Here is a 21,772-nt window from a genome sequence, read left to right as displayed (position 1 = left end):
CTGGACGGGTGCTGTCCCGTCGTCGTCTAAACTTGAGCCGATGTCTAGATTATTTGGAACAGATGGCGTGCGCGGTCTCGCGAACGGATTGCTCACCGCCGAGCTGGCTATGCAGCTTGCCCAGGCCGCCGCCGTCGTACTCGGCCATGACCGCACAACCGATGGCAAGCGGCCTCGCGCCGTAGTCGCCCGGGACCCCAGAGCGAGTGGCGAGTTCCTTGCCGCCGCCGTCGAAGCGGGGCTCTCCAGCTCCGGCATCGATGTCTATGACGCCGGGGTGCTGCCCACCCCGGCTGCGGCCTATCTGGTGGCAGACCTCGACGCCGATTTCGGCGTTATGCTCTCGGCCTCCCACAACCCGGCTCCTGACAATGGGATCAAGTTCTTCGCACGCGGCGGCCAGAAGCTGCCCGACGACGTCGAGGACGCCATCGAAGCACAGCTGGGCAAAGAGCCACAGCGCCCCGTAGGCGGCGACGTCGGACGCATCCAGCGCTTTTCCGACGCTGAGGACCGTTACATTGTCCACTTGCTCGGCACCCTCCCCAAGCGCCTCGAGGGCCTGAAGGTTGTCCTGGACTGCGCTCACGGCGCTGCGAGTGGTTGTTCGCCGCAGGTGTTCAAGGACGCCGGCGCGGATGTCGTCGTCATTGGGGCTGAGCCGGACGGTCTGAACATCAACGACGGCGTGGGCTCCACCCACCTGGGTCCGTTGAAGGAAGCAGTCGTCAAGCATGGCGCGAACCTCGGCATTGCCCACGACGGCGACGCCGACCGCTGCCTCGCTGTAGACCACGAAGGCAACGAAGTAGATGGCGACCAGATCATGGCGATCCTGGCGCTGGCACTCAATGAAGCGGGCAAGCTCAAGGACAGCATCCTGGTTGCCACGGTCATGAGCAACCTCGGACTCAAGATTGCCCTCCGCAATGCCGGCATCACCATCCGCGAAACCGCTGTTGGCGACCGTTACGTGCTGGAGGAAATGCGCGACGGCGGATACAACCTGGGCGGCGAACAGTCCGGCCACGTGATCTTCTCCGACTACGCAACCACTGGCGATGGCGTGCTCACCGGTCTGCAGCTTGCTGCGCAGGTTGCCCTCACGGGCCGTAGCTTGAAGGAGCTCGCTACGGCGATGACCAAGCTCCCTCAGCTCATGATCAACGTCAAGGGCGTGGACAAGGCCCGGGCGGGTACTGACGAAGGCGTTGCCGCCGCGGTAGCCGCTGCTGAACTGGAACTGGGCGAAACCGGCCGCGTGCTGCTCCGCCCGTCCGGCACTGAAGCCCTGGTCCGCGTCATGGTGGAAGCTGCGGACATGGAAACGGCCGAGCGGATTTGCAACAGCCTGGCTGCCGTGGTCAAAGAACGCCTGGGCGCTCCCAGCGAACTGGCTGTCTAGGAAACACTTCCCAAGCAACGTCGGCCCGCCTTCCTGGATGACCGGTTTTCTGGTTCCAGGAGAGCGGGCCGAACTGGTTTTAAGGGACCGGCGTTTAATAGGACGGGCCCTACAGGTAGTCCGGTGCTGCTTCCAAGCCGAAGTACTCCTCAAGCGTTGCGATGCCTCGGGTGTTCATCTCTGTCGCCGCTTCGACGCCGATGTAGCGCAGGTGCCAGGACTCGTAGAAGTATCCGGTGGTTTCGTGGAACATCCATGGATAGCGGACGATGAAACCGAATTTGTGCGCGTTGGCTTTCGCCCAAATAGCCGCGGGCTGCTCGGCGAAGCAGGGTTGGAAACTGCAGGCACCGCCGCCGTCGGCAATATCAAAGGACCAACCCGTTTGGTGTTCCGAATGACCGGGGCGTGCCGAAGCCCGATCGGCTGCCACTTGGCCGCTGCTGGCGACGTAGCCGTTGTACGTGACCACCTGCGTGGAATAGGAACGGTACCCGGATGCCAATGTCATGATGACGCCCTCGGCCGCCGCTGCGGCGAACATCTTCTCTGCGGCAGCCGCCGTCGTACTGTTCATGAGTGTGGCTTCGCCGCTGACGGCGAGCCGGATGTTCGGCTGGACCAAATCCGCCGGGACGTAGTTCTGCGGGTTCAACGGCCGGTGTTTGTTGACCACCACCCAAGGGCTGGCTGGGTCGGTCAGCGAGAACTGCTTGGTGGCGGCTTGTGAAGGCGCTGCGCTGGGAGGAGTGCTGGAAGGCTCGCTGACCGCAGCGGGCGTAACGGCAGTGACTTGGGTTGGCGTGGCGTCCGGTCCAGTGGCGGAAGGTGTCGCGGAAATCTCGTTAGGGGAGGGTGCCGGGCCATTCGGGGTGCAGGCGGCCAGTGCGGCCATTCCTGCGCCAGCAGTGAGGAGACCTGCGAATGCCCTGCGGCTGGGCATCGGCTGGGGTTGGGTGTCCACGCTAGACCTTCCGCAAAAGCATGCGACGGATGGAGTGGTCTGCGTCCTTGGTAAGCACCAGCTGCGCACGGCCACGGGTGGGGAGGACGTTCTCCTCGAGGTTTGGTTCGTTGATGCGCTTCCAGATGCCGCGGGCTGTCGACTCGGCATCTTCATCGGACAGCGTGGCGTAGCGGTGGAAGTAGGACTCTGGCTGCGCGAAGGCCGTGGTGCGGAGCTTTCGGAACCGGTCCACGTACCACTCCTCGATGTAGGAGGTCTTGGCGTCAACGTAAATGGAGAAGTCAAAGAAGTCGCTCAGCGCAAGTCCCTGTTTGCCATCCATGCGGGGCCTGGCAGGGGCCAAAACATTGAGGCCTTCCACGATCAGTACGTCCGGGCGGCGCACTACAACTTCCTTCCCCGGGACGATGTCGTACGTGACGTGGGAGTACCAGGGTGCCCGGACTTCCTCGGCGCCGCCCTTGATTTCCGACACAAAACGCAATAGCGCCCGGCGATCGTAGGACTCCGGGAAACCTTTGCGCTCCAGCAGATGGCGGCGCTTCAATTCGGCCAACGGGTAGAGGAAGCCGTCCGTAGTGATGAGTTCCACGTTGGGTGTGCCCGGCCAGCGCCGGAGCATTTCACGGAGCACGCGGGCGATGGTGGATTTACCAACAGCAACGGAACCGGCCACACCGATGACGAACGGGGTGCGCTGGGTTTGCTCACCCAAGAACGTTGTTGTGGCCGCGTGGAGCTGATGTGATGCCTCGACGTAGAGGTGCAGAAGCCGTGAAAGGGGGAGATAAACCTCCCGGACTTCCTTCATATCGAGGGGATCGCCGAGGCCTCGCAGACGGAATACGTCCTCTTCGTTGAGGGGCTGCTCCATCTGTGCTGCAAGCCGGGACCAGGTTTGGCGGTCCAGCTCAACAAAGGGAGAAGCGCCGTCGCCGTTTGCTTCGGTGCGTTGCAAAGTCACGTTCTGATTCTGCCCTTAGCCCGGCGGAACAGGAAATGCGCGACGACTGGAGGGTGAATTGTGAGCGATTAAAGCTTGGGTGGCAAGAGGGGGAGGAAGGATGTCCCACATCAGTTGTTTGCCCTTGCCGTTAGGCTTATACCCATGTGTGGAATCGTAGGCTATGTTGGCAATTCGTCTCGCAAGGCAGCTGGTCACAGCGCCCTTGACGTCGTCGTGGAGGGGCTGCGCCGTCTTGAGTACCGCGGCTATGACTCCGCTGGCGTCGCAGTGGTGGCTGATGGGACCATCTCGTCCCGTAAAAAGTCCGGCAAGTTGAGCAACCTGATCAGTGAACTGGAAGCAAACCCAGTTCCCGAATCCCTGACCGGCATTGGCCACACCCGTTGGGCCACGCATGGTGGACCCACCGACCGTAACGCACACCCCCACCTTTCCGACGGCGGGCGTCTGGCGTTGATTCACAACGGCATCATCGAAAACTTCGCCGAGCTCAAGCAGGAGCTGCTGGGCAAGGGCGTCACATTCGAGTCGGAAACAGATACCGAAGTTGCTGCCGCGCTGGTTGGCAACATCTTCCGCAACGATCTCAATGGCAACGCCGGCGACCTCACCAAGGCCATGCGCCTGGCCTGCCAGCGTCTCGAGGGTGCCTTCACCCTCCTCGCCGTCCACGCGGACCAGCCCGACGTCGTCGTGGCAGCCCGTCGTAATTCCCCGCTGGTGGTTGGCCTTGGCGAAGGCGAGAACTTCCTCGGCTCGGACGTCTCCGGTTTTATCGACTACACGCGTCGCGCCGTGGAGCTCGGCCAGGACCAGATCGTCACCATCACCGCGGACTCCGTGGAGATCACGGACTTCTTCGGCGCTCCCGCTGAAGGCAAGGAATACCACGTCGACTGGGACCCGGCTTCTGCCGAAAAGGGTGGCTTCAGCTCCTTCATGGAGAAGGAAATCCACGACCAGCCCGACGCCGTAGCCCAGACTCTCCTGGGACGTTCGGACCTCAACGGAAAGCTGACGCTGGACGAAGTCCGCATCGATCCGGAGCTGCTCAAGCAGGTAGACAAGATCATCGTTCTCGCTTGCGGCACCGCGGCCTACGCTGGCCTGGTTGCCAAGTACGCGATCGAAAACTGGTGCCGTATCCCCACGGAAGTAGAGCTCGCACACGAGTTCCGTTACCGCGATCCGATCGTCGACGCCAACACCCTGGTAGTGTCCATCAGCCAGTCCGGCGAGACCATGGATACGCTCATGGCAGTCCGCTACGCCCGCGAACAGGGCGCCAAGACGATCTCCATCTGCAACACCAACGGTTCCACCATCCCGCGCGAATCCGATGCCGTGCTCTACACGCACGCTGGTCCGGAAATTGCTGTTGCGTCCACCAAGGCGTTCCTCGCGCAGATCACCGCCGCCTACCTGCTTGGCCTTTACCTGGCCCAGCTGCGTGGCAACATCTTCTCGGGCCAGATCAAGGACGTCCTCGCGGACCTGAACAAGATCCCGGCCAAGATTCAGAAGATCCTGGACAACGCAGGTCCCTTGCGCGAACTCGCCCGCAGCATGAAGGACGAAAAGTCCGTCTTGTTCCTGGGCCGCCACGTTGGCTTCCCTGTGGCCCTGGAAGGCGCCTTGAAGCTCAAGGAAATTGCCTACATCCACGCTGAAGGCTTCGCCGCCGGTGAACTCAAGCATGGTCCGATCGCCCTGATCGACGACGGCCAGCCGGTTTTCGTGGTTGTCCCGTCCCCGCGTGGCCGCGACTCCCTGCACTCCAAGGTTGTCAGCAACATCCAGGAAGTCCGCGCACGTGGTGCACGTACCCTGGTCATTGCGGAGGAAGGCGACGAGTCGGTCAAGGATTACGCAGAGCACGTGTTCTACGTCCCGGAGACGCCCACGTTGCTCATGCCGCTGCTCACCACCGTGCCTCTGCAGATCTTTGCTGCTGAACTGGCCGGGGCGAAGGGTTACGACGTCGATCAGCCGCGTAACCTCGCCAAGAGCGTGACCGTAGAATAACCGCATGATTGTTGGCATCGGCGTAGACGTCGTAGACATCGAACGGTTCGCCCGGCAGCTGGAGCGTACCCCCGGGCTCAAGGACAGGCTGTTTGTACCTGCGGAACGGGAACTTAACACCAGGTCACTCGCTGCGCGCTTCGCTGCCAAGGAAGCGGTGGCCAAGGTCCTGGGTGCCCCGGCGGGCATGAACTGGCAGGACTGCTGGATAGGTCTTGACGAGAATGGTCCTACCGTCCAGGTCAAAGGAACGGTTCTGGCCGTTTCTGACGCCAAGGGCGTTAAACGCTGGCACCTGTCAATGAGCCACGACGGCGGCATCGCCACGGCATATGTCCTCGCCGAGGGCTAAACGGACCTTAATATAGCGATGATCAGCGCCTTCACCGGACAACAGATCAGGGACGCGGAACAACCGCTCCTGGACTCCGGTGAGGGCGCTGTTCTCATGCAACGGGCCGCATACGGCCTGGCACAGGCAGTGGCCCGTTTGATTAAGGCCAGGCGGAAGGTGGCCGGCGCCAGCGTCACAGTCCTGGCAGGCAAGGGCAATAACGGCGGTGACGGCCTCTTTGCGGCTTCCCTGCTCGCCCGCCGCGGCATGCGGACGACGGCGGTACTCGCCTCAGCGGAAGTCCACCCTGAGGCGCTGGCGGCTTTTCTGGCGGCAGGCGGCCGTGTGCTGCGACTGGATCCTGGAAACGCCGAGGAACTTGCCGTCCTGTGCGCTGGCGACGACGTCATTATCGATGCACTCCTGGGCACCGGCGCGCGCGGGGGATTGCGTGATGCTTCTGCGGAGCTGGTTGCTTCCCTTCAGGAGCTGAAGCCCCGTTGCGTCGTGGCGTGCGACCTCCCCAGTGGACTGGATGCCACCACCGGGGAAGTCCACTGGCCGGTGCTGGATGCCGACGTCACAGTGACTTTCGGTGGCATCAAGGCCGGATTGATGACAGACCCCGGCGAAGGCTGTGCGGGACGCGTGGTGCTGGTGCAGATTGGGATCGAAGACTCCTTGGATACCCCTGAGTTGCGCCGGCTTGCTGCCACAGACCTGCACTCCTTGCTTCCCAAGCCCGGACGCCGCTCCCATAAATACTCCCGTGGCGTGCTCGGCGTGGTTGCGGGCTCGCCGCGTTTTGCTGGGGCAGCCGTGCTGAGTGTCCATGCGGCGGCGGTGGCCGGTGCGGGCATGGTCCGCTATGTAGGGCCGGAATCTGCGGCACGCCAAGTTCTGACCCGGACGCCGGAGGCCCTGTGGGAGACGGATGATCCTGGCCGTGTTCAAGCATGGTTGCTCGGTCCTGGTGTGGACGGGGAGGATCAACTCGGACGTGCCGGGGACGCCGCACAGTCAGCGCTGGCCGCTGAGCTGCCGGTCGTCGTCGACGCCGGAGCCTTGAGCATCCTGCCAGAGCGTTGTCCCGCGAATTGGATCCTCACTCCGCACGCCGGGGAGTTGGCGACGCTCCTGGCAGCCCTTCCATCCACCGGGGAGGTTGCCGTGACCCGCGAGGACGTCGAATCCCGGCCGCTGCACTTCGTACGGCAAGCAGCCGAACAAACCGGCGCCACAGTCCTGCTGAAGGGCGCTACAACACTGGTGGCCTCGCCGTCGGGCGTTGTTTTCAGCCAGTCCGAGGGCACTGCCTGGATGGCGACTGCCGGGAGCGGCGATGTCCTTGCCGGCATCCTGGGCGCGTTGCTGGCGCAATGTGCGGAGGCCGTCAGGGACGACGACGGCGCGTACGCAGCCCTGGGTTTGAAACCGGACGACCGCTGGGCTGCTGTGGCCGCGGTTGCGGCGAGCGTGCATGGCCGAGCTGGATCGATCGCGTCGAAGGATTTTGATGGTGGCCCCCTTACTGCTTCGGCGATCATGGCAGCGGTACCGCGCGTCATAGGTTCGCTGACTGCTGAATACGACCGTACAAGACCGTAAGGTTACTTTCCGTGTCAGGGGTCATGAGTAGGCTTGCAGCAAGTTATCCGCATCACCAGAGGAGAACGCATGGAAGTCTGGCCTGGATCGGCCTATCCGCTTGGAGCCACCTTTGACGGGACCGGCACCAACTTCGCGCTGTTCAGCGAGAAGGCCGAGAAAGTGGAGCTGTGCCTCTTCGACGACGACGGCGGGGAAGTCCGTGTTGATGTCACCGAGGTAGACGGCTACGTGTGGCACTGCTACCTGCCGCAAGTCCAACCCGGACAGAAATATGGCTATCGGGTGCACGGACCCTACGATCCCGATGCCGGCCAACGGTTCAACCCCAACAAGCTGTTGCTGGACCCGTATGCCAAGGCCATCCATCGTCAGATCGATTGGGACCCGGCCCTGTTCTCCTACAACATGGGGGACCCGGATTCCCGGAATGACGCTGACTCCGCACCGCACATGATGTTGGGCGTGGTCATCAACCCGTTCTTCGACTGGGACGGCGACAAACTCTTGAGGATTCCCTACCACAAGTCGGTCATCTACGAGGCCCACGTCAAGGGACTTACCCAACTGCACCCGGAGGTTCCCGAGGAACAGCGCGGAACCTACGCAGGCGTGGCCCACCCTGCAGTCATCTCCCACCTTCAAAAGCTCGGCGTCACGGCAATCGAGCTCATGCCGGTGCACCAGTTCGTCAATGACGGCATCCTGCAGGACAAGGGATTGAACAACTACTGGGGCTACAACACCATCGGATTCTTTGCGCCCCACAACAGTTACAGTTCCAAGGGTGATACGGGCCAGCAGGTCCAGGACTTCAAAGCCATGGTGCGGTCCCTGCACAACGCCGGGATCGAAGTCATCCTGGATGTCGTTTACAACCACACGGCCGAGGGCAACCACCTGGGGCCCACGCTGTCTTTCAAGGGCATCGACAATTCGGCGTATTACCGCTTGGTGGAGAACGACCAGAAGTACTACATGGACTACACCGGCACCGGCAACTCCCTGAATGTCCGCAGCCCGCATTCGCTGCAGCTGCTGATGGACTCACTCCGCTATTGGGTGACGGAGATGCATGTCGACGGGTTCCGCTTTGACCTCGCGTCCACCCTGGCCCGCGAATTCTATGACGTGGACAAGCTCTCCACCTTTTTCGAACTCATCCAGCAGGACCCTGTGGTGTCCCAGGTGAAGCTCATCGCCGAACCATGGGATGTTGGTCCGGGTGGATATCAGGTGGGCAACTTCCCGCCGCAATGGACAGAATGGAACGGCCAGTACCGGGACACTGTCCGTGACTTCTGGCGCGGAGAGCCCTCCACCCTTGGTGAATTCGCCTCGCGCTTGACCGGCTCTGCCGATCTCTACGAACATTCGGGCCGCCGGCCAGTGGCATCCATCAACTTCGTCACTGCCCACGACGGCTTCACGCTGGCCGACCTCGTGTCGTACAACGAGAAACACAACGAGGCCAACGGCGAGGGTAACAACGACGGCGAATCGCACAACCGCTCCTGGAACTGTGGCGTTGAAGGCCCCACCGACGACCCCAAGGTTCTGGGCCTCAGGGCCCGCCAGCAGCGAAACTTCATCGCCTCGCTCTTCCTCTCGCAAGGCGTTCCCATGCTCCTGCATGGCGATGAACTTGGAAGGACCCAGCAGGGCAACAACAACGGATACTGCCAGGACTCCGAGCTGACCTGGATCAACTGGGACAACGTTGACCAACCCCTGGTGGAGTTCACGGCTGCCGTGAGCGCCCTCCGGGCCAAACATCCCAGTTTGCGCCGGAGCCGCTTCTTCGACGGCCGGCCTGTGCTGCGAGGCGAGGGCGAGCGGCTCCCCGACATCGTTTGGTTGGATGCCGACGCCAGCACCATGACGCCCTCCGACTGGGACACAGCGCTGGGCCGTTCTGTCGGCGTGTTCTTGAACGGTGACGGTATCCACGGGCGGGACACCCAAGGCCGACGGATCACGGACGTCAATTTCCTGCTGTACTTCAATGCTGACGAGGACGAGGTCGGGTTCCGCGTGCCATCTGACGAATACGCCGCCGCGTGGGACGTCATGATCGACACCGGCGGTGAAGGGGCTGATTCGAACATCGTGAAGGCGGACCAGGTCCTGATGATCGCCGCCAAGTCCCTGGTGGTGCTTCGTGCCCACACCACACCCGAGACCGAGCCGGACCACTCTGTGGCCGCATCCCTTGCTGCCCTGAGCCAGACCAGCACGCCCGAAACGGCCTCGCTCACAGCTCCTGCGGTTAACTCGCAGCCGACGGATTCGTCGGCTGGTACCCGCTCTGTGGATGCGTCAGAGGCAGTCAGCGCTTCGGACGGGGGAGATCCGCCCGCTGGGGAATCAAAACCCGCACGGAAGCGCCGCGCTTCGAAGAAGGCGGACTCATGAGGACACCCGTTTCAACGTACAGGTTGCAAATCCGGCGAAGCTTCACACTTCAGGATGCCGCCGAACTCACCGGCTACCTGCGCAACCTCGGGGTCGATTGGATCTACGTATCGCCGATCCTCACGGCGGAGGAAGGCTCGGACCACGGTTATGACGTCACGGATCCTTCTTCCGTGGATCCCGCCCGGGGCGGAGCGGAGGGCCTCGCCGCCCTGTCCAAGGCTGCCCGGTCCCAAGGGCTAGGTATCCTGGCGGACATCGTTCCCAATCACATGGGAGTCGCCTCGCCAGGACAGAATGCCTGGTGGTGGCAGCTCCTGAAGGAGGGGCGCTCGTCCAGGTACGCGGAAGCGTTCGACGTCGACTGGGACTTTGGCGGCGGAAAGATCCGTATCCCCGTGCTTGGCAGCGATGACGACCTTGGGCAGTTGACTGTGGTGGACGGCGAACTGCACTACTACGATCACCGTTTCCCCTTGGCCGATGGCAGCTTCAGTGCTGGAGACAGCCCGCAGGACGTTCATGCGCGGCAGCACTATGAACTGGTGGGCTGGCGCCGGGCGGACGCTGAACTGAACTACCGCCGCTTTTTCGCAGTGAACACACTGGCAGGCGTCCGCGTGGAGGTTCCATGGGTCTTCGATGAGGCGCATGAGGAAATCGTGCGATGGTTCCGCGAAGAGCTGGTGGATGGTCTTAGGATCGATCACCCCGATGGGCTGGCGGATCCTGAAGGGTACCTGGCAAGGCTTCGCAAGGAGACAGGCGGGGCGTACCTTCTGGTGGAGAAGATCCTGGAACCGGGAGAGAAACTGCCGGATACCTTTGATTGCGAAGGCACCACCGGGTATGACGCGCTGGCGGACGTAGACCGTTTGTTCGTCGACCCCGCAGCCGAGGAATACCTGGACTCACTTGACGCCCGGCTGCGGGATGCAGCCCAGCCAGCCGATTATTCAGACATGATCCACGGCACCAAACGGCGCATCGCTGACGGCATCCTGAGGTCTGAAATCCTACGGTTGTCCCGGCTTGTTCCCGAGTCAGCGGCATTGCCGCGTGCCGACGTAGCCGACGCCCTGGCCGAGATCATTTGCTGGTTCCCCGTCTACAGGACCTACCTTCCACACGGGCAGGAGATCCTCGAGGAAGCCATAGAGCGCGCAGGACAGCACCGGCCCGAGCTTCGGTCCGTGCTTAACGGGCTGAGCCCGCTCCTGATTGATACCACCGGGGAACTCGCCCGCCGTTTCCAGCAGACCTCCGGCATGGTTATGGCCAAGGGCGTGGAGGACACAGCGTTCTTCCGATACACCCGGTTGGGGACGCTCACCGAAGTGGGAGCCGATCCCACTGAATTTGCGCTTTCCCCCGAGGGGTTCCACGAGCGCATGGCACGGCGTCAGGCAGAGATCCCGCTCTCCATGACCACGCTCAGCACCCACGACACCAAGCGCAGTGAGGACGCGCGGGCCAGGATTTCGGTCATTTCCGAATCCGTTCCCGAATGGGAGCTGTTCCTCGGCACGGTCCAGGAGCTGGCACACATCCCGGACGGTCCGCTGGCAGCGCTCGTTTGGCAGGCAATTGCAGGTGCCTGGCCCGCCGACCGGGGGCGCCTCCAATCGTATGCGCTCAAGGCCGCCCGTGAAGCCGGAAATTCGACCAATTGGACGGACCCCAACCTGGACTTCGAGCGTCACTTGGCTGCCGCCGTCGACGCCGTTTTTGACGTCCCCGAGGTTGCTGCCGCCTTGGAGAATTTCGTGGCGGAACTGGAACCTCATGGAACCTCCAACTCACTCTCAGCCAAGCTCATCCAACTGACCATGCCCGGGGTTCCGGATGTCTATCAGGGCACGGAGTTCCGGGACGGTTCACTGACTGACCCAGATAATCGGCGGCCAGTGGACTTTCAAGCCCGGATCGCGGCGCTCGCGGAACTCGACACCGGTGTGCGGCCTGCCTTCACGCAGGACGCTGCCAAACTGCTGGTGGTTTCCAGGGCGCTCAGGTTGCGTCGGGACCGGCCGGAACTGTTTGGTGGTTACCAGCCTGTCCACGCGAGTGGCGCCGCCGCTGATCACGTAGTCGCGTTCAGCCGTGGAGTGGACGCACCCGGCGCGGTCACCGTTGGCACGCGGCTGCCCAAGCGCCTCGCCCGGGAAGGCGGCTGGCGGGATACGGTTATCGACTTGGCGGTGAACTGCTATGACGAACTGACCGGGACCACGTATGACGCCGGTTCAGTGGCAGTCGCCACGCTGCTGGAGCACTATCCGGTGGCCCTGCTGGTGCCCGCTGACTGATCCACTGAAAACACGAACACCCGCCAACACCGCCACTGCAACGCAAGCTGACAACAAGCACAGGGGACACGATGCTGGAGCACGCTGCTGGAAAAAACCGCTACGACGTCTGGGCGCCGAACGCCGGATCAGTGAGGTTGCTCGCTGGAGGTAGCGAGTACCCGATGGAGCAAATTCACGACGGCGGCGCTACAGGTTGGTGGCGCGCGCCCGCCGACGTCCCGGCACGGGAAGGCGACGCCGTTCGGTACGGCTACATCGTGGACGGAGAAGGGCCTTTTCCTGATCCGCGCTCAAGGCGGCAGCCGGAGGGCGTGCATGGATTGTCCGCCACGTTCGATCCCGGTGCCTACCAGTGGCGGGATGGTGAATGGAAGGGTCGCATCCTCAAGGGATCCGTTATTTATGAACTCCATCTGGGCACTTTCACGCCGGAAGGCACACTGGACGCGGCCGCCCGGAAACTGGACTACTTGGTTGAGCTGGGCGTCGACTTCATCGAGCTGCTTCCGGTCAATGCGTTCAACGGGGTTCACAACTGGGGTTACGACGGCGTCCTCTGGTACGCCGTTCATGAGCCGTACGGTGGCCCGGAGGCCTACCAGCGGTTCGTCGATGCTGCCCACGCCGCAGGTTTGGGCGTTATCCAGGACGTGGTCTACAACCACCTTGGACCCAGCGGCAATTATCTTCCGAAGTTTGGCCCCTACCTGAAATCGGGCGAGGGGAACACCTGGGGCGATTCGGTAAACCTGGACGGATCCGGCTCAGACGAGGTACGCCGTTACATTCTGGAGAATGCGGCGATGTGGCTCCGTGACTATCACGTGGATGGGCTCAGGTTGGACGCCGTGCATGCCCTGCGGGATGAACGGGCAATGCACATCCTGGAGGACTTTGGTGCGCTGGGAGACCAGATCGAAGCGGAGACCGGGATTACTAAAACCCTGATTGCGGAATCGGACTTGAACAATCCGCGGCTCATCTATCCCCGTAAGGACAACGGTTATGGCTTGGAGGGCCAATGGAGCGACGACTTCCACCACGCCCTGCACGTGAACCTTAGCGGTGAAACCACCGGGTACTACGCCGACTTCGAGTCCCTCGCTGTCCTCGCAAAGGTCCTTGAGCACGGCTTCCTCCACGATGGCAGCTACTCAAGTTTCCGGGGACGCCACCACGGCCGGCCCATCCGGCACGACCTCGCGCATCCATCCGCGTTGGTAGTTTGCCTGCAAAACCACGACCAAATCGGCAACCGAGCCACCGGCGACCGTCTTACCGCATCACTGTCATTTGGTCGGTTGGCTATTGGCGCAGTGCTGACCATGACATCCCCCTTTACGCCCATGCTCTTCATGGGCGAAGAATTTGGGGCTTCCACGCCGTGGCAGTTCTTCACCTCCCACCCCGAACCGGAATTGGGGGAGGCCACAGCCAAGGGCCGGATCAAGGAATTTGAACGCATGGGCTGGGATCCTTCTGTTGTGCCCGACCCCCAGGACCCCGAAACTTTCAAGCGCTCAAAGCTGGACTGGAGCGAGCCCGGCACCGGAGACCACGCCCGCCTGCTGCAGCTGTATCGGGATTTAGCACAGCTGCGCCGTAACACCCCGGAGTTGGTGGATGGAAGTTTCGGCGAGACCACAGTGGAGTTCGATGACGACGAGCACTGGCTGGAGATGACCCGCGGCGCCATCCGCGTGGTGTGCAACTTTGGGGACGAGCCGCTGGATTCGCCTATGAACGGGTCCCTGCTGCTGTCAACCGAGACCGAAGTAGTCCTCGACGACGGTTCGCTGACCCTGCCGGGCGGGAGCGCCGCCGTCGTACGTGTCCAGTAAGGCAATCAGTGACGAGAGGTGACGGCGCCCACATTGCGGACAGCCCGAACACGGTCATCTGTGCAGTGGCAGGATGGTACGTATGACTTATTCGGCTGCGGAAAACCGCTACGAAACCATGCCCTACCGCCGCGTCGGACGCAGTGGACTCAAGCTCCCGGCTATCTCGCTGGGCCTTTGGCACAACTTCGGCGACGACAAGCGATTCGACGAACAGCGCGCCATCCTGCGCCGTGCCTTCGATCTGGGCGTCAACCACTTCGACCTCGCCAACAACTATGGCCCGCCCGATGGATCGGCGGAAACGAACTTCGGGCGCCACTTGAAGGAAGACTTCAAGCCCTACCGTGACGAGCTCATCATCTCCACGAAGGCCGGCTACTACATGTGGCCCGGCCCCTATGGTGAATGGGGCTCCCGTAAGTACCTGATCTCCAGTCTTGACCAGTCCCTCCAGCGCATGGGCCTGGATTACGTGGACATCTTCTACAGCCACCGGCCGGACCCTGAGACGCCGATGGAGGAAACCATGGGGGCGCTGGACTATGCGGTCCGGTCCGGCAAGGCCTTGTACGCGGGTATCTCTTCTTACACCCCCGAGCAAACAATCGAGGCAGCCCGGATCCTGAAAGAACTCGGCACACCGCTGCTCATCCACCAGCCCAGCTATTCCATGCTGAACCGATGGACGGAGAACGGTTCGCCGAACCTTTACGAGGCCCTGGACCAGGTAGGCGCTGGCTCCATCGCCTTCTCGCCTCTTGCCCAGGGGATGCTCACCAACCGCTACCTCAAGGGTGTTCCGGCTGACTCCCGGGCCGCCAAGGAACGGTTCCTGTCGGAATCAGCATTGACGGAGGACAAGCTGGACCGTGTTCGGGGCCTCAACGCAATCGCCGAACACCGAGGACAGACCCTCGCGCAGATGGCCATCGCATGGATCCTCCGCGACCAGCCGAAGGGCTCGCACGTAACATCCGCGCTTGTTGGAGCGTCCAGCGTGTCGCAGCTCGAAGATACTCTCAGCGCCATTAACAACCTGAAGTTCACTTCCGATGAGCTGACTGCTATCGACGAGTTCGCAGTCGAATCGGACATCAACCTGTGGGCTCAGAAGTAGACTCCGGGGTCTGACACAAAAGAGCGGGGGCCGGCAGGGAACAAAGCCGGCCCTCGCTGTGTTGGTTACAATGCAAGTGTGCGCCAACTGGCGCCGTGCCAATCAGTCGTGCTCTGAGCTCAGTCAGAGTTTGCGCCTGGCACCTGAGGTTTAGTTCTCAAAAGGAGTTCCGTGTCTTCACATCCGATTCGTGTTGCCATTGTCGGCGTAGGAAACTGCGCCGCATCGCTGGTCCAAGGTGTTCAGTACTACCGCGACGCTGACCCCAAGGCCACGATCCCGGGTCTGATGCACGTCGAGTTCGGCCAGTACCACGTCAACGACGTTCAGTTCGTTGCTGCTTTCGATGTTGATAGCAAGAAGGTTGGACTGGACCTGGCCGACGCCATCGGGGCCAGTGAAAACAACACCATCAAGATTGCCGACGTCCCTGCCACGGGCGTCACCGTGCAGCGTGGTCATACCTTGGACGGCTTGGGCAAGTACTACCGCGAGACCATCGTCGAGGCACCCGAAGAAGCCGTCGACATCGTTGCCGCCCTCCGCGCAGCCAAGGCCGACGTCATGGTCTGCTACCTGCCCGTTGGTTCGGAACAGGCTGCCAAGTTCTACGCCCAGTGCGCCATCGACGCTGGCGTGGCGTTCGTCAATGCTCTCCCCGTCTTCATCGCCGGAACCAAGGAGTGGGCTGACAAGTTTACCGAAGCCGGTGTTCCGATCGTGGGCGACGACATCAAGAGCCAGATCGGTGCCACCATCACCCACCGTGTGATGGCCAAGCTGTTCGAAGACCGCGGCGTCACCTTGGACCGCACGTACCAGCTGAACGTTGGCGGCAACATGGACTTCAAGAACATGCTTGAGCGTGACCGCCTCGAGTCCAAGAAGATCTCCAAGACCCAGGCCGTCACCTCCAATGTTGAGGCGGAGCTGCACGCTGACGACGTCCACATTGGACCGTCCGACTACGTTGCATGGCTCGACGACCGCAAGTGGGCCTTCGTCCGCCTTGAGGGCCGCAACTTCGGTGACGCTCCCGTTTCCCTTGAATACAAGCTCGAAGTCTGGGACTCACCGAACTCCGCCGGTGTGATCATCGACGCCATCCGCGCAGCCAAGATCGGATTGGACCGCGGCATTGGCGGCCCGCTGCTCTCCGCTTCCAGCTACTTCATGAAGTCCCCGCCGGAGCAGTTCAACGACGACCTCGCCCGCGACAACGTGGAAGCCTTCATCCGCGGCGACATCGAGCGCTAAACAACATCGAGCGCTAAACAACATCAAGCGCTCACCAAAAGACGACCTCCTGCACGCTTGGGAGGGCGTCTTTTGTGCTCCCGATGTTCTCTCACTTCCTAACGCTTTTCGCTGGTTGTTCTCTCACTTCCTAACGCTTTTCGCTGGTTGTTCTCTCACTTCCTAACGCTTTTCGCTGGTTGTTCTCTCACGTCGCGCGTGCCGTTATGGTCCGCTACCTGCAACATCGTGGTTGGGGCAGGATTGGGCTGGTCGGCGACGGCTGCGAACCTTAGCCGGACACTTCCCGGCCTGCGGTCGGGATGTGAGAGAGCGACCGGCAGAAAGTGCCCGGATGTGAGAGAGCGATCGGCAGAAAGTGCCCGGATGTGAGAGAGCGATCGGCAGAAAGTGCCCGGATGTGAGAGAGCGATCGGGAAAATGCGTCGGGATGTGAGAGAAGGTCAGAAGAGGCCTGTGGGTTTGCCGTCGGCATCGACGTCCATGCGCATGGCGGCCGGTTCCTTAGGCAATCCGGGCATGGTCATGACGGCTCCGGTCAACGCGACAATGAAGCCCGCACCCGTTTTGGGAATGAGCTCGCGGACGTGTACTTGGAATCCCTTTGGCGCCCCAAGCTTGGACGCGTCGTCGGTGAATGAGTACTGTGTCTTGGCCATGCAGACTGGCAGCCCGGCCCACCCATTCTTCTGGATATCGAGGAGCCTCTTCTGTGCCGGCACGGAAAACTCCACGCCGTCAGCGCCATAGATCTCCTGCACTATGGTCCGGATCTTGTCCTCCACAGACATTTCAAGCGGGTAGAGGTGGTGGAAGTTCGACGGCCCTTCCATGGCCGCTGCGACTTTCGCCGCGAGCTCATCTCCGCCGTCACCTCCGCCGCCACCGCCCCAGACATCGGCGACGGCGGCCTCCACACCTTCCGCTGCGCACCACGTCAACAGCCACTGAAGTTCTTCGGGAGTGTCGGTGGCGAACTTATTGATGGCAACGACCGGCGAAATGCCGAATTTGGCAACGTTCCCGACATGGCGTTTAAGGTTTTCCACCCCGGCGGCCACGGCATCCACATTGGGTTCGCTGAGTTTGTCCTTTGGAACCCCGCCTTGCATCTTAAGCGCGCGGATCGTTGCCACGACGACGACGGCGGACGGTGCCACGTCAGCGATGCGCGACTTGATGTCCATGTACTTTTCGGCCCCGAGGTCCGCACCGAATCCGGCCTCGGTGACCACGACGTCGGCAAGCTGCTGTGCGGTCCGTGTTGCGATGAGCGAATTGCACCCGTGGGCAATGTTGGCGAAGGGGCCACCGTGCACCAGCGCCGGTGTCCCGGCGATGGTCTGGACAAGGTTTGGTTTGATTGCGTCCTTCAGGAGCAGAGTCAGGGCACCTTCCACACCGAGGTCCGCGACGGTGACGGGTTGGCGTTCGAAGGTGTAGCCGAAAGTGATCCGGCCCAAGCGCGCTCGGAGGTCGTCAAGATCCGCTGCCAGGCAGAAAACGGCCATGATTTCGGAGGCCACTGTGATGTCGAAGCCATCTTGCCGGGGTACGCCCTGGGCAGGGCCGCCGAGTCCAATAACTATTTCCCGCAAGGAACGGTCGTTCATATCGATGACGCGCTTGAACGTCATGCGTCGGGGGTCGATTCCCAACTGGTTGCCTTGGAAGATGTGGTTGTCAACGAGTGCCATGAGTGCGTTGTTGGCCGACGTGACTGCATGGAAGTCGCCAGTGAAGTGGAGATTGATGTCATCCATGGGCAGCACTTGGGAGTAGCCGCCTCCGGTTGCTCCTCCCTTCATGCCGAGGATGGGTCCGAGTGACGGTTCACGAAGTGCGATCATCACTTTATGGCCTGCCCTTGCGAGGGAATCGGCCAGCCCAACTGTGGTTGTCGATTTGCCTTCGCCCGCCGGGGTGGGGGACATGGCTGAAACAAGGACCACCTTGCCGGGTGCCTTGCCTTCTGGGAGTACAAGCTTGGCCGGATTGATCTTGGCCTTGTAGGGCCCATAGTGTTCCAGCGCGTCCACGCTGATGCCGGCCCGCTGCGCGATCTCCTCGATGGGCAGGATAGTGGCGTTATGGGCGATCTCGAGATCGCTCAGGCCCTTGTTTTCAGACATCGTTGTCCTTCGGCTTGGTGCTTACGCTGTGTGGCTGACGCTAAGCGCTGCCTACGCTGTGCGCGACAATCTATCAGCCGGCAGGCGGTAACGGCGTGAGGTTCACCGCCGCGGGACGAGCAGGCCACCAACTGCCTCCCTGTAGCTCTCCAAAGTGATGGCGGCAGTGCGCTGCCAGCCAAAGGATTCGGCATGGGTCGCGGCTAAACGGCCCATGTCCTCGCGTGTTTGTGCGTCGTCGTATAAATCCTCAAGTGCATCAGCCCAGTCGGACGGATCGTGGCCGTCCACGAGAATGCCCGTCCGGCCATCGGAGATGGCGCGCGAGAGTCCGCCCACGTTGGTGGCCACCACAGGGGTCCCGCACGCTTGTGCTTCCAAGGCCACAAGACCGAAGGATTCGCTGAACGAGGGCATCACCACGACGTCGGCAGAGCGGAACCAACTGGCGAGCTCGAGCGCTACAACCGGCGGGCGATGGGTAACGACGTCGGCCAGTCCGGCTTCCTCGATGAAGTGTTGCAGGTTGAAGTCCTTGGCCCCGCTGAGCGAGCCCAGGATGGTCATTTCCAGATCGATGTCCGGCCTGCGTTTCCGCAGCAGACCGGCGGCCTTGACGAAGACCTGGGGGCCTTTGAGCCGTTGTATCCGGCCCGCGAACAGAATGTGGAAGCTATCCGGCCTGACGTCCCGTTCGGCGCGCGACTTGCGACGGAACGATGGTGTGAAGACCTTAAGGTCCACACCCGGAGGTGCGATATCGATTTTGTCGATATCGGCGCCATAGTGGGAGACGAGTTCTTCAGCCTCGGCGGGTGTGTTGGCGATGAGGCGGGCGGCCCCATCAACGATCCGCTGCTCGCCGTCCTCCCGACGCCGCGGCTCGGGGCGCTCGCCGGACTGGAGGACGAGGTTCTTGACCTTGGCCATGGTGTGCATGGTGTGCACCAGCGGAACACCCCAGAGTTCAGACAATTCCAGACCCGCAACCCCGGACACCCAGTAATGCGAGTGGATGGCGTCGTAACGGCCGTGCGGCTGCTGCTGGCGGATCCGATCGATTTCCTCCACCATCTGGTGGAGGAGGGCAGGTAATTCTTCCTTGGCGATTTTCCTGCGGGGTCCCGCCATGACGTTGTGGACGCATACGCCGGGTCCGGGATGCTCGACGGCGGCTTGGCCGGCTTTGGTGGAACGGGTAAAGATCTCTACCTCCACACCGGACTCGGCCAGCGCCATGGCCAATGCCCGGACATAGACGTTCATCCCACCCGCATCACCGGCCCCTGGCTGCTCCATGGGTGAGGTGTGCAGCGAAAGGAATGCCACCCGACGGATCAACGGCACGCTCTCCTCCTGCATATGAAGCCAAACCACTTTTGCCCTGCAGAAAACACTACTCCTGAAGCCCACCGGTACAGGGCGCCAATCCCGGCTATGTGGATAAGGCTGCTAGCGTGTGCGCTGTGAGCCAAGAAACCACCTTCGACATTCGCCCGGCAACGCCCGATGACTGGCCCGGCATCTGGTCCGTCATGGAGCCAATCGTCCGTGAGGGGGAAACCTACACCTGGGACCGCGACACCACCGAAGAAGCCGCCCGTGCCAAGTGGATGAAGGAAGCCCCCGGCCAAACCTTCGTGGCAGTGCGTATTGGGGGCGACCAGCGCCCGGGAGGAGAAATCCTCGGCACCGGTGAGTTCCATCCCAACCAAGCCGGTGGCGGCAGTCACGTGGCGAACGCCGGATACATGGTGGGTTCCAGGCATGCGGGCCAGGGAATTGCACGGGCACTGTGTGCCTACTCGCTAAAGGAAGCCAAGGCGGCAGGATTCCGCGCGATGCAATTCAATGCCGTGGTGGAGAGCAACGTCCGGGCGGTGTGGTTGTGGCAATCCATGGGTTTCCGCATCCTGGCCACCGTTCCGGAGGCCTTCAACCACCCTGAAATCGGCTACGTCGGACTTCACGTGATGTACCAGAAGCTCCAGTAGCCAAGGAAGTCATTTCCAGAGTCCGCGGAGTTCCGGGAACGCCGCCTCGTAGGCTTCAAGGAGCCCAGCGCCCAGCGAAGCCGAACCTACCAGCGGGTGCGCGGCAAAAGCCTGGAGGGCGGCGTCGCGGTCACCGTCACGCACTGCCCGGACCGTCAGCCGCTCCACTTCCTTGATGTGTTGCATTAATGTGAGGAACTGGCCTCCCGGCCGTTCCTGCGCAAGCGGCAGGGCGCCGTCGGGTGTTACTTCGCAGGGAACTTCGACGACCGCGTCTCCCGGCAGCCCGGGCACGGCTACTTCTGCGTCACTTGCCACAGAGCCTGCGACCGGCGCATTGGGAACATTGAGAATCAGCTGGGCTGTCCCACCCCCTGACAGGGCCCGCATCACCGACAACGCCACGCGCTCGTAGCCGCCCCCGGCGAGGTCTTCCTCGTCCCGCTGCTCCCCGTGCGTGCGGGCCTCGGCCAGGTAGCCTTCCTCCCGGGAACGCCGGGCTGCATCCCACATGGCGTAGGCGTTCGGGGACTCCGCAAGGGAAGGATAAAGCGAGCTCTGTTGCTGGTGGATGGACGCCCCACGGGTTTGGCGTTGCTTCAGGATGGTTTCCGTAGCCTGTTCGGTTTGGTAGTAGTAGTAAAGGTATTCATTAGGCAGGCAACCGAGTTTCTCCAGAGTGTGTTGGCCGAACAAGCGCCCTTCTTCCAGCTTTTCGAGCGCCGAACGATCCGACAACAGGCCGGGCAGCAGGTCCCGGCCGCCGGGTGCCAGGCGGTAAAGCCAGCCGAGGTGGTTCAACCCGAAGTAGCCCACGCCGTCGAGCGTTCCTTCTGGAAGGGGTGAACCGGCGGCCCGGGCCGCGCGCTGGACCAGGCCGCTGGCGGAATCGCAGATGCCGATCACCTTTCGCCCCAGCACCGGCACAAGTGCCTCGGTCACCATCCCGGCAGGGTTGGTGAAGTTGACCAGCCACGCGCCGGGGCAATAATGCTGCATCGCGTCGGCGAGCTCCAGCATGCGCGGAATGGAGCGAAGGGCGTAGGAGATACCGCCCGCACCCGTGGTTTCCTGGCCCAGCAAGCCGAGGTCCAGGGCCACGCGTTCATCCGCGATCCGACCTGCCGTCCCGCCGGGGCGGATCGCGGCGAAGACCATGTCGGTACCCCTAAGAGCCTGCTTCAGATCAGTGGAAATCACGACGACGGGCCGGGAGCCTTCGGGGGTGGGCATATCGCGCAGGACCGCCGCAATGGCTGTGAGGCGTGCGGGATCGACGTCGTATAGCACCACCTCGTTCACCAGCCCCGCAAAGGGGCCGGTGCATAAGGCACGGTACACAAGGGGTACCCGGAATCCGCCGCCGCCGGCGATCATGAGCCGCATGGGTCGAGT

General features: G+C 62.3%; 15 protein-coding genes. 10 read left to right on the top strand and 5 right to left on the bottom strand.

The window, feature by feature from the left end:
• Window positions 1-40: 40 nt before the first annotated feature.
• The gene (gene glmM / locus LDN75_RS17700; RefSeq protein WP_223933918.1) at window positions 41-1,405 is read left to right on the top strand and encodes a phosphoglucosamine mutase; all 1,365 of its coding nucleotides are present in this window, start codon (window positions 41-43) and stop codon (window positions 1,403-1,405) included.
• Window positions 1,406-1,514: 109 nt separating this feature from the next.
• Here the strand turns inward: glmM and LDN75_RS17695 are convergent, their stop codons facing one another.
• Complete coding sequence (locus LDN75_RS17695; RefSeq protein ID WP_223937622.1) at window positions 1,515-2,348, bottom strand: M15 family metallopeptidase; 834 nt, start codon at window positions 2,346-2,348, stop codon at window positions 1,515-1,517.
• Window positions 2,349-2,370: 22 nt separating this feature from the next.
• Window positions 2,371-3,336 carry a type I pantothenate kinase gene (gene coaA / locus LDN75_RS17690; RefSeq protein WP_223933916.1) on the bottom strand — a complete coding sequence of 322 codons (966 nt, stop codon included), beginning with the start codon at window positions 3,334-3,336 and terminating at the stop codon, window positions 2,371-2,373.
• A gap of 144 nt (window positions 3,337-3,480) precedes the next feature.
• On the opposite strand from coaA, the gene glmS reads away from it, so the two are divergent.
• The 8 genes from glmS to LDN75_RS17650 all read left to right on the top strand — a co-directional run bounded on the left by glmS (window position 3,481) and on the right by LDN75_RS17650 (window position 16,251).
• Entirely contained in the window at window positions 3,481-5,364 is a 1,884-nt protein-coding gene (glmS, locus tag LDN75_RS17685) for a glutamine--fructose-6-phosphate transaminase (isomerizing) (RefSeq protein ID WP_223933914.1), read from the top strand.
• Window positions 5,365-5,368: 4 nt separating this feature from the next.
• Window positions 5,369-5,716: a holo-ACP synthase gene (locus LDN75_RS17680; RefSeq protein ID WP_223933912.1), complete on the top strand. Its 348-nt coding sequence runs from the start codon at window positions 5,369-5,371 to the stop codon at window positions 5,714-5,716.
• A gap of 18 nt (window positions 5,717-5,734) precedes the next feature.
• The gene (locus LDN75_RS17675; protein WP_223933910.1) at window positions 5,735-7,306 is read left to right on the top strand and encodes an NAD(P)H-hydrate dehydratase; all 1,572 of its coding nucleotides are present in this window, start codon (window positions 5,735-5,737) and stop codon (window positions 7,304-7,306) included.
• 69 nt (window positions 7,307-7,375) lie between these two features.
• On the top strand, window positions 7,376-9,721 hold the full coding sequence (gene glgX, locus LDN75_RS17670) for a glycogen debranching protein GlgX (RefSeq protein WP_223933908.1): 2,346 nt from the start codon (window positions 7,376-7,378) through the stop codon (window positions 9,719-9,721).
• On the top strand, window positions 9,718-12,030 hold the full coding sequence (gene treY, locus LDN75_RS17665) for a malto-oligosyltrehalose synthase (RefSeq protein ID WP_223933907.1): 2,313 nt from the start codon (window positions 9,718-9,720) through the stop codon (window positions 12,028-12,030). Before glgX ends, treY begins: the two co-directional genes overlap by 4 nt.
• 71 nt (window positions 12,031-12,101) lie before the next feature.
• Complete coding sequence (gene treZ, locus LDN75_RS17660; RefSeq protein WP_223933905.1) at window positions 12,102-13,874, top strand: malto-oligosyltrehalose trehalohydrolase; 1,773 nt, start codon at window positions 12,102-12,104, stop codon at window positions 13,872-13,874.
• Window positions 13,875-13,956: 82 nt separating this feature from the next.
• A complete protein-coding gene (gene mgrA, locus LDN75_RS17655; RefSeq protein WP_223933903.1) occupies window positions 13,957-14,994 on the top strand; it encodes an L-glyceraldehyde 3-phosphate reductase in 1,038 nt (345 codons plus the stop codon).
• A 171-nt stretch (window positions 14,995-15,165) separates the two neighbouring features.
• Window positions 15,166-16,251 (top strand): inositol-3-phosphate synthase, encoded by a 1,086-nt coding sequence (locus tag LDN75_RS17650; protein ID WP_223933901.1) that lies wholly within the window; start codon window positions 15,166-15,168, stop codon window positions 16,249-16,251.
• Between the two features lie 443 nt (window positions 16,252-16,694).
• Here the strand turns inward: LDN75_RS17650 and LDN75_RS17645 are convergent, their stop codons facing one another.
• Both LDN75_RS17645 and mshA read right to left on the bottom strand, forming a co-directional pair.
• Window positions 16,695-18,383, bottom strand: a complete 1,689-nt coding sequence (locus tag LDN75_RS17645) for a formate--tetrahydrofolate ligase (RefSeq protein WP_223933899.1) — start codon at window positions 18,381-18,383, stop codon at window positions 16,695-16,697.
• Between the two features lie 102 nt (window positions 18,384-18,485).
• Window positions 18,486-19,730, bottom strand: a complete 1,245-nt coding sequence (gene mshA / locus LDN75_RS17640) for a D-inositol-3-phosphate glycosyltransferase (protein WP_223933897.1) — start codon at window positions 19,728-19,730, stop codon at window positions 18,486-18,488.
• A 110-nt stretch (window positions 19,731-19,840) separates the two neighbouring features.
• Between mshA and LDN75_RS17635 the strand changes: the two genes are divergently transcribed.
• Window positions 19,841-20,377, top strand: a complete 537-nt coding sequence (locus LDN75_RS17635; protein WP_223933895.1) for a GNAT family N-acetyltransferase — start codon at window positions 19,841-19,843, stop codon at window positions 20,375-20,377.
• A gap of 9 nt (window positions 20,378-20,386) precedes the next feature.
• Here LDN75_RS17635 and LDN75_RS17630 read toward each other — a convergent pair whose 3' ends face one another.
• Window positions 20,387-21,763 (bottom strand): 6-phospho-beta-glucosidase, encoded by a 1,377-nt coding sequence (locus LDN75_RS17630; RefSeq protein WP_223933893.1) that lies wholly within the window; start codon window positions 21,761-21,763, stop codon window positions 20,387-20,389.
• Window positions 21,764-21,772 lie beyond the last annotated feature (9 nt).

Origin of the sequence: Arthrobacter sp. StoSoilB5 (genome assembly GCF_019977235.1) — a bacterium.
GTDB lineage: Bacteria > Actinomycetota > Actinomycetes > Actinomycetales > Micrococcaceae > Arthrobacter.
The sequence above is the reverse complement of the archived record's forward strand: the minus strand, read 5'-3'. Positions and strand labels throughout refer to the sequence as shown.

What these genes read in the sequence shown, in the direction of transcription:
- glmM (WP_223933918.1), top strand. Translation starts at nt 41, where the DNA reads ATGTCTAGATTATTTGGAACAGATGGCGTGCGCGGTCTCGCGAACGGA.
- LDN75_RS17695 (WP_223937622.1), bottom strand. Translation starts at nt 2,348, where the DNA reads ATGCCCAGCCGCAGGGCATTCGCAGGTCTCCTCACTGCTGGCGCAGGA.
- glmS (WP_223933914.1), top strand. Translation starts at nt 3,481, where the DNA reads ATGTGTGGAATCGTAGGCTATGTTGGCAATTCGTCTCGCAAGGCAGCT.
- LDN75_RS17680 (WP_223933912.1), top strand. Translation starts at nt 5,369, where the DNA reads ATGATTGTTGGCATCGGCGTAGACGTCGTAGACATCGAACGGTTCGCC.
- LDN75_RS17675 (WP_223933910.1), top strand. Translation starts at nt 5,735, where the DNA reads ATGATCAGCGCCTTCACCGGACAACAGATCAGGGACGCGGAACAACCG.
- glgX (WP_223933908.1), top strand. Translation starts at nt 7,376, where the DNA reads ATGGAAGTCTGGCCTGGATCGGCCTATCCGCTTGGAGCCACCTTTGAC.
- treY (WP_223933907.1), top strand. Translation starts at nt 9,718, where the DNA reads ATGAGGACACCCGTTTCAACGTACAGGTTGCAAATCCGGCGAAGCTTC.
- treZ (WP_223933905.1), top strand. Translation starts at nt 12,102, where the DNA reads ATGCTGGAGCACGCTGCTGGAAAAAACCGCTACGACGTCTGGGCGCCG.
- mgrA (WP_223933903.1), top strand. Translation starts at nt 13,957, where the DNA reads ATGACTTATTCGGCTGCGGAAAACCGCTACGAAACCATGCCCTACCGC.
- LDN75_RS17645 (WP_223933899.1), bottom strand. Translation starts at nt 18,383, where the DNA reads ATGTCTGAAAACAAGGGCCTGAGCGATCTCGAGATCGCCCATAACGCC.
- LDN75_RS17630 (WP_223933893.1), bottom strand. Translation starts at nt 21,763, where the DNA reads ATGCGGCTCATGATCGCCGGCGGCGGCGGATTCCGGGTACCCCTTGTG.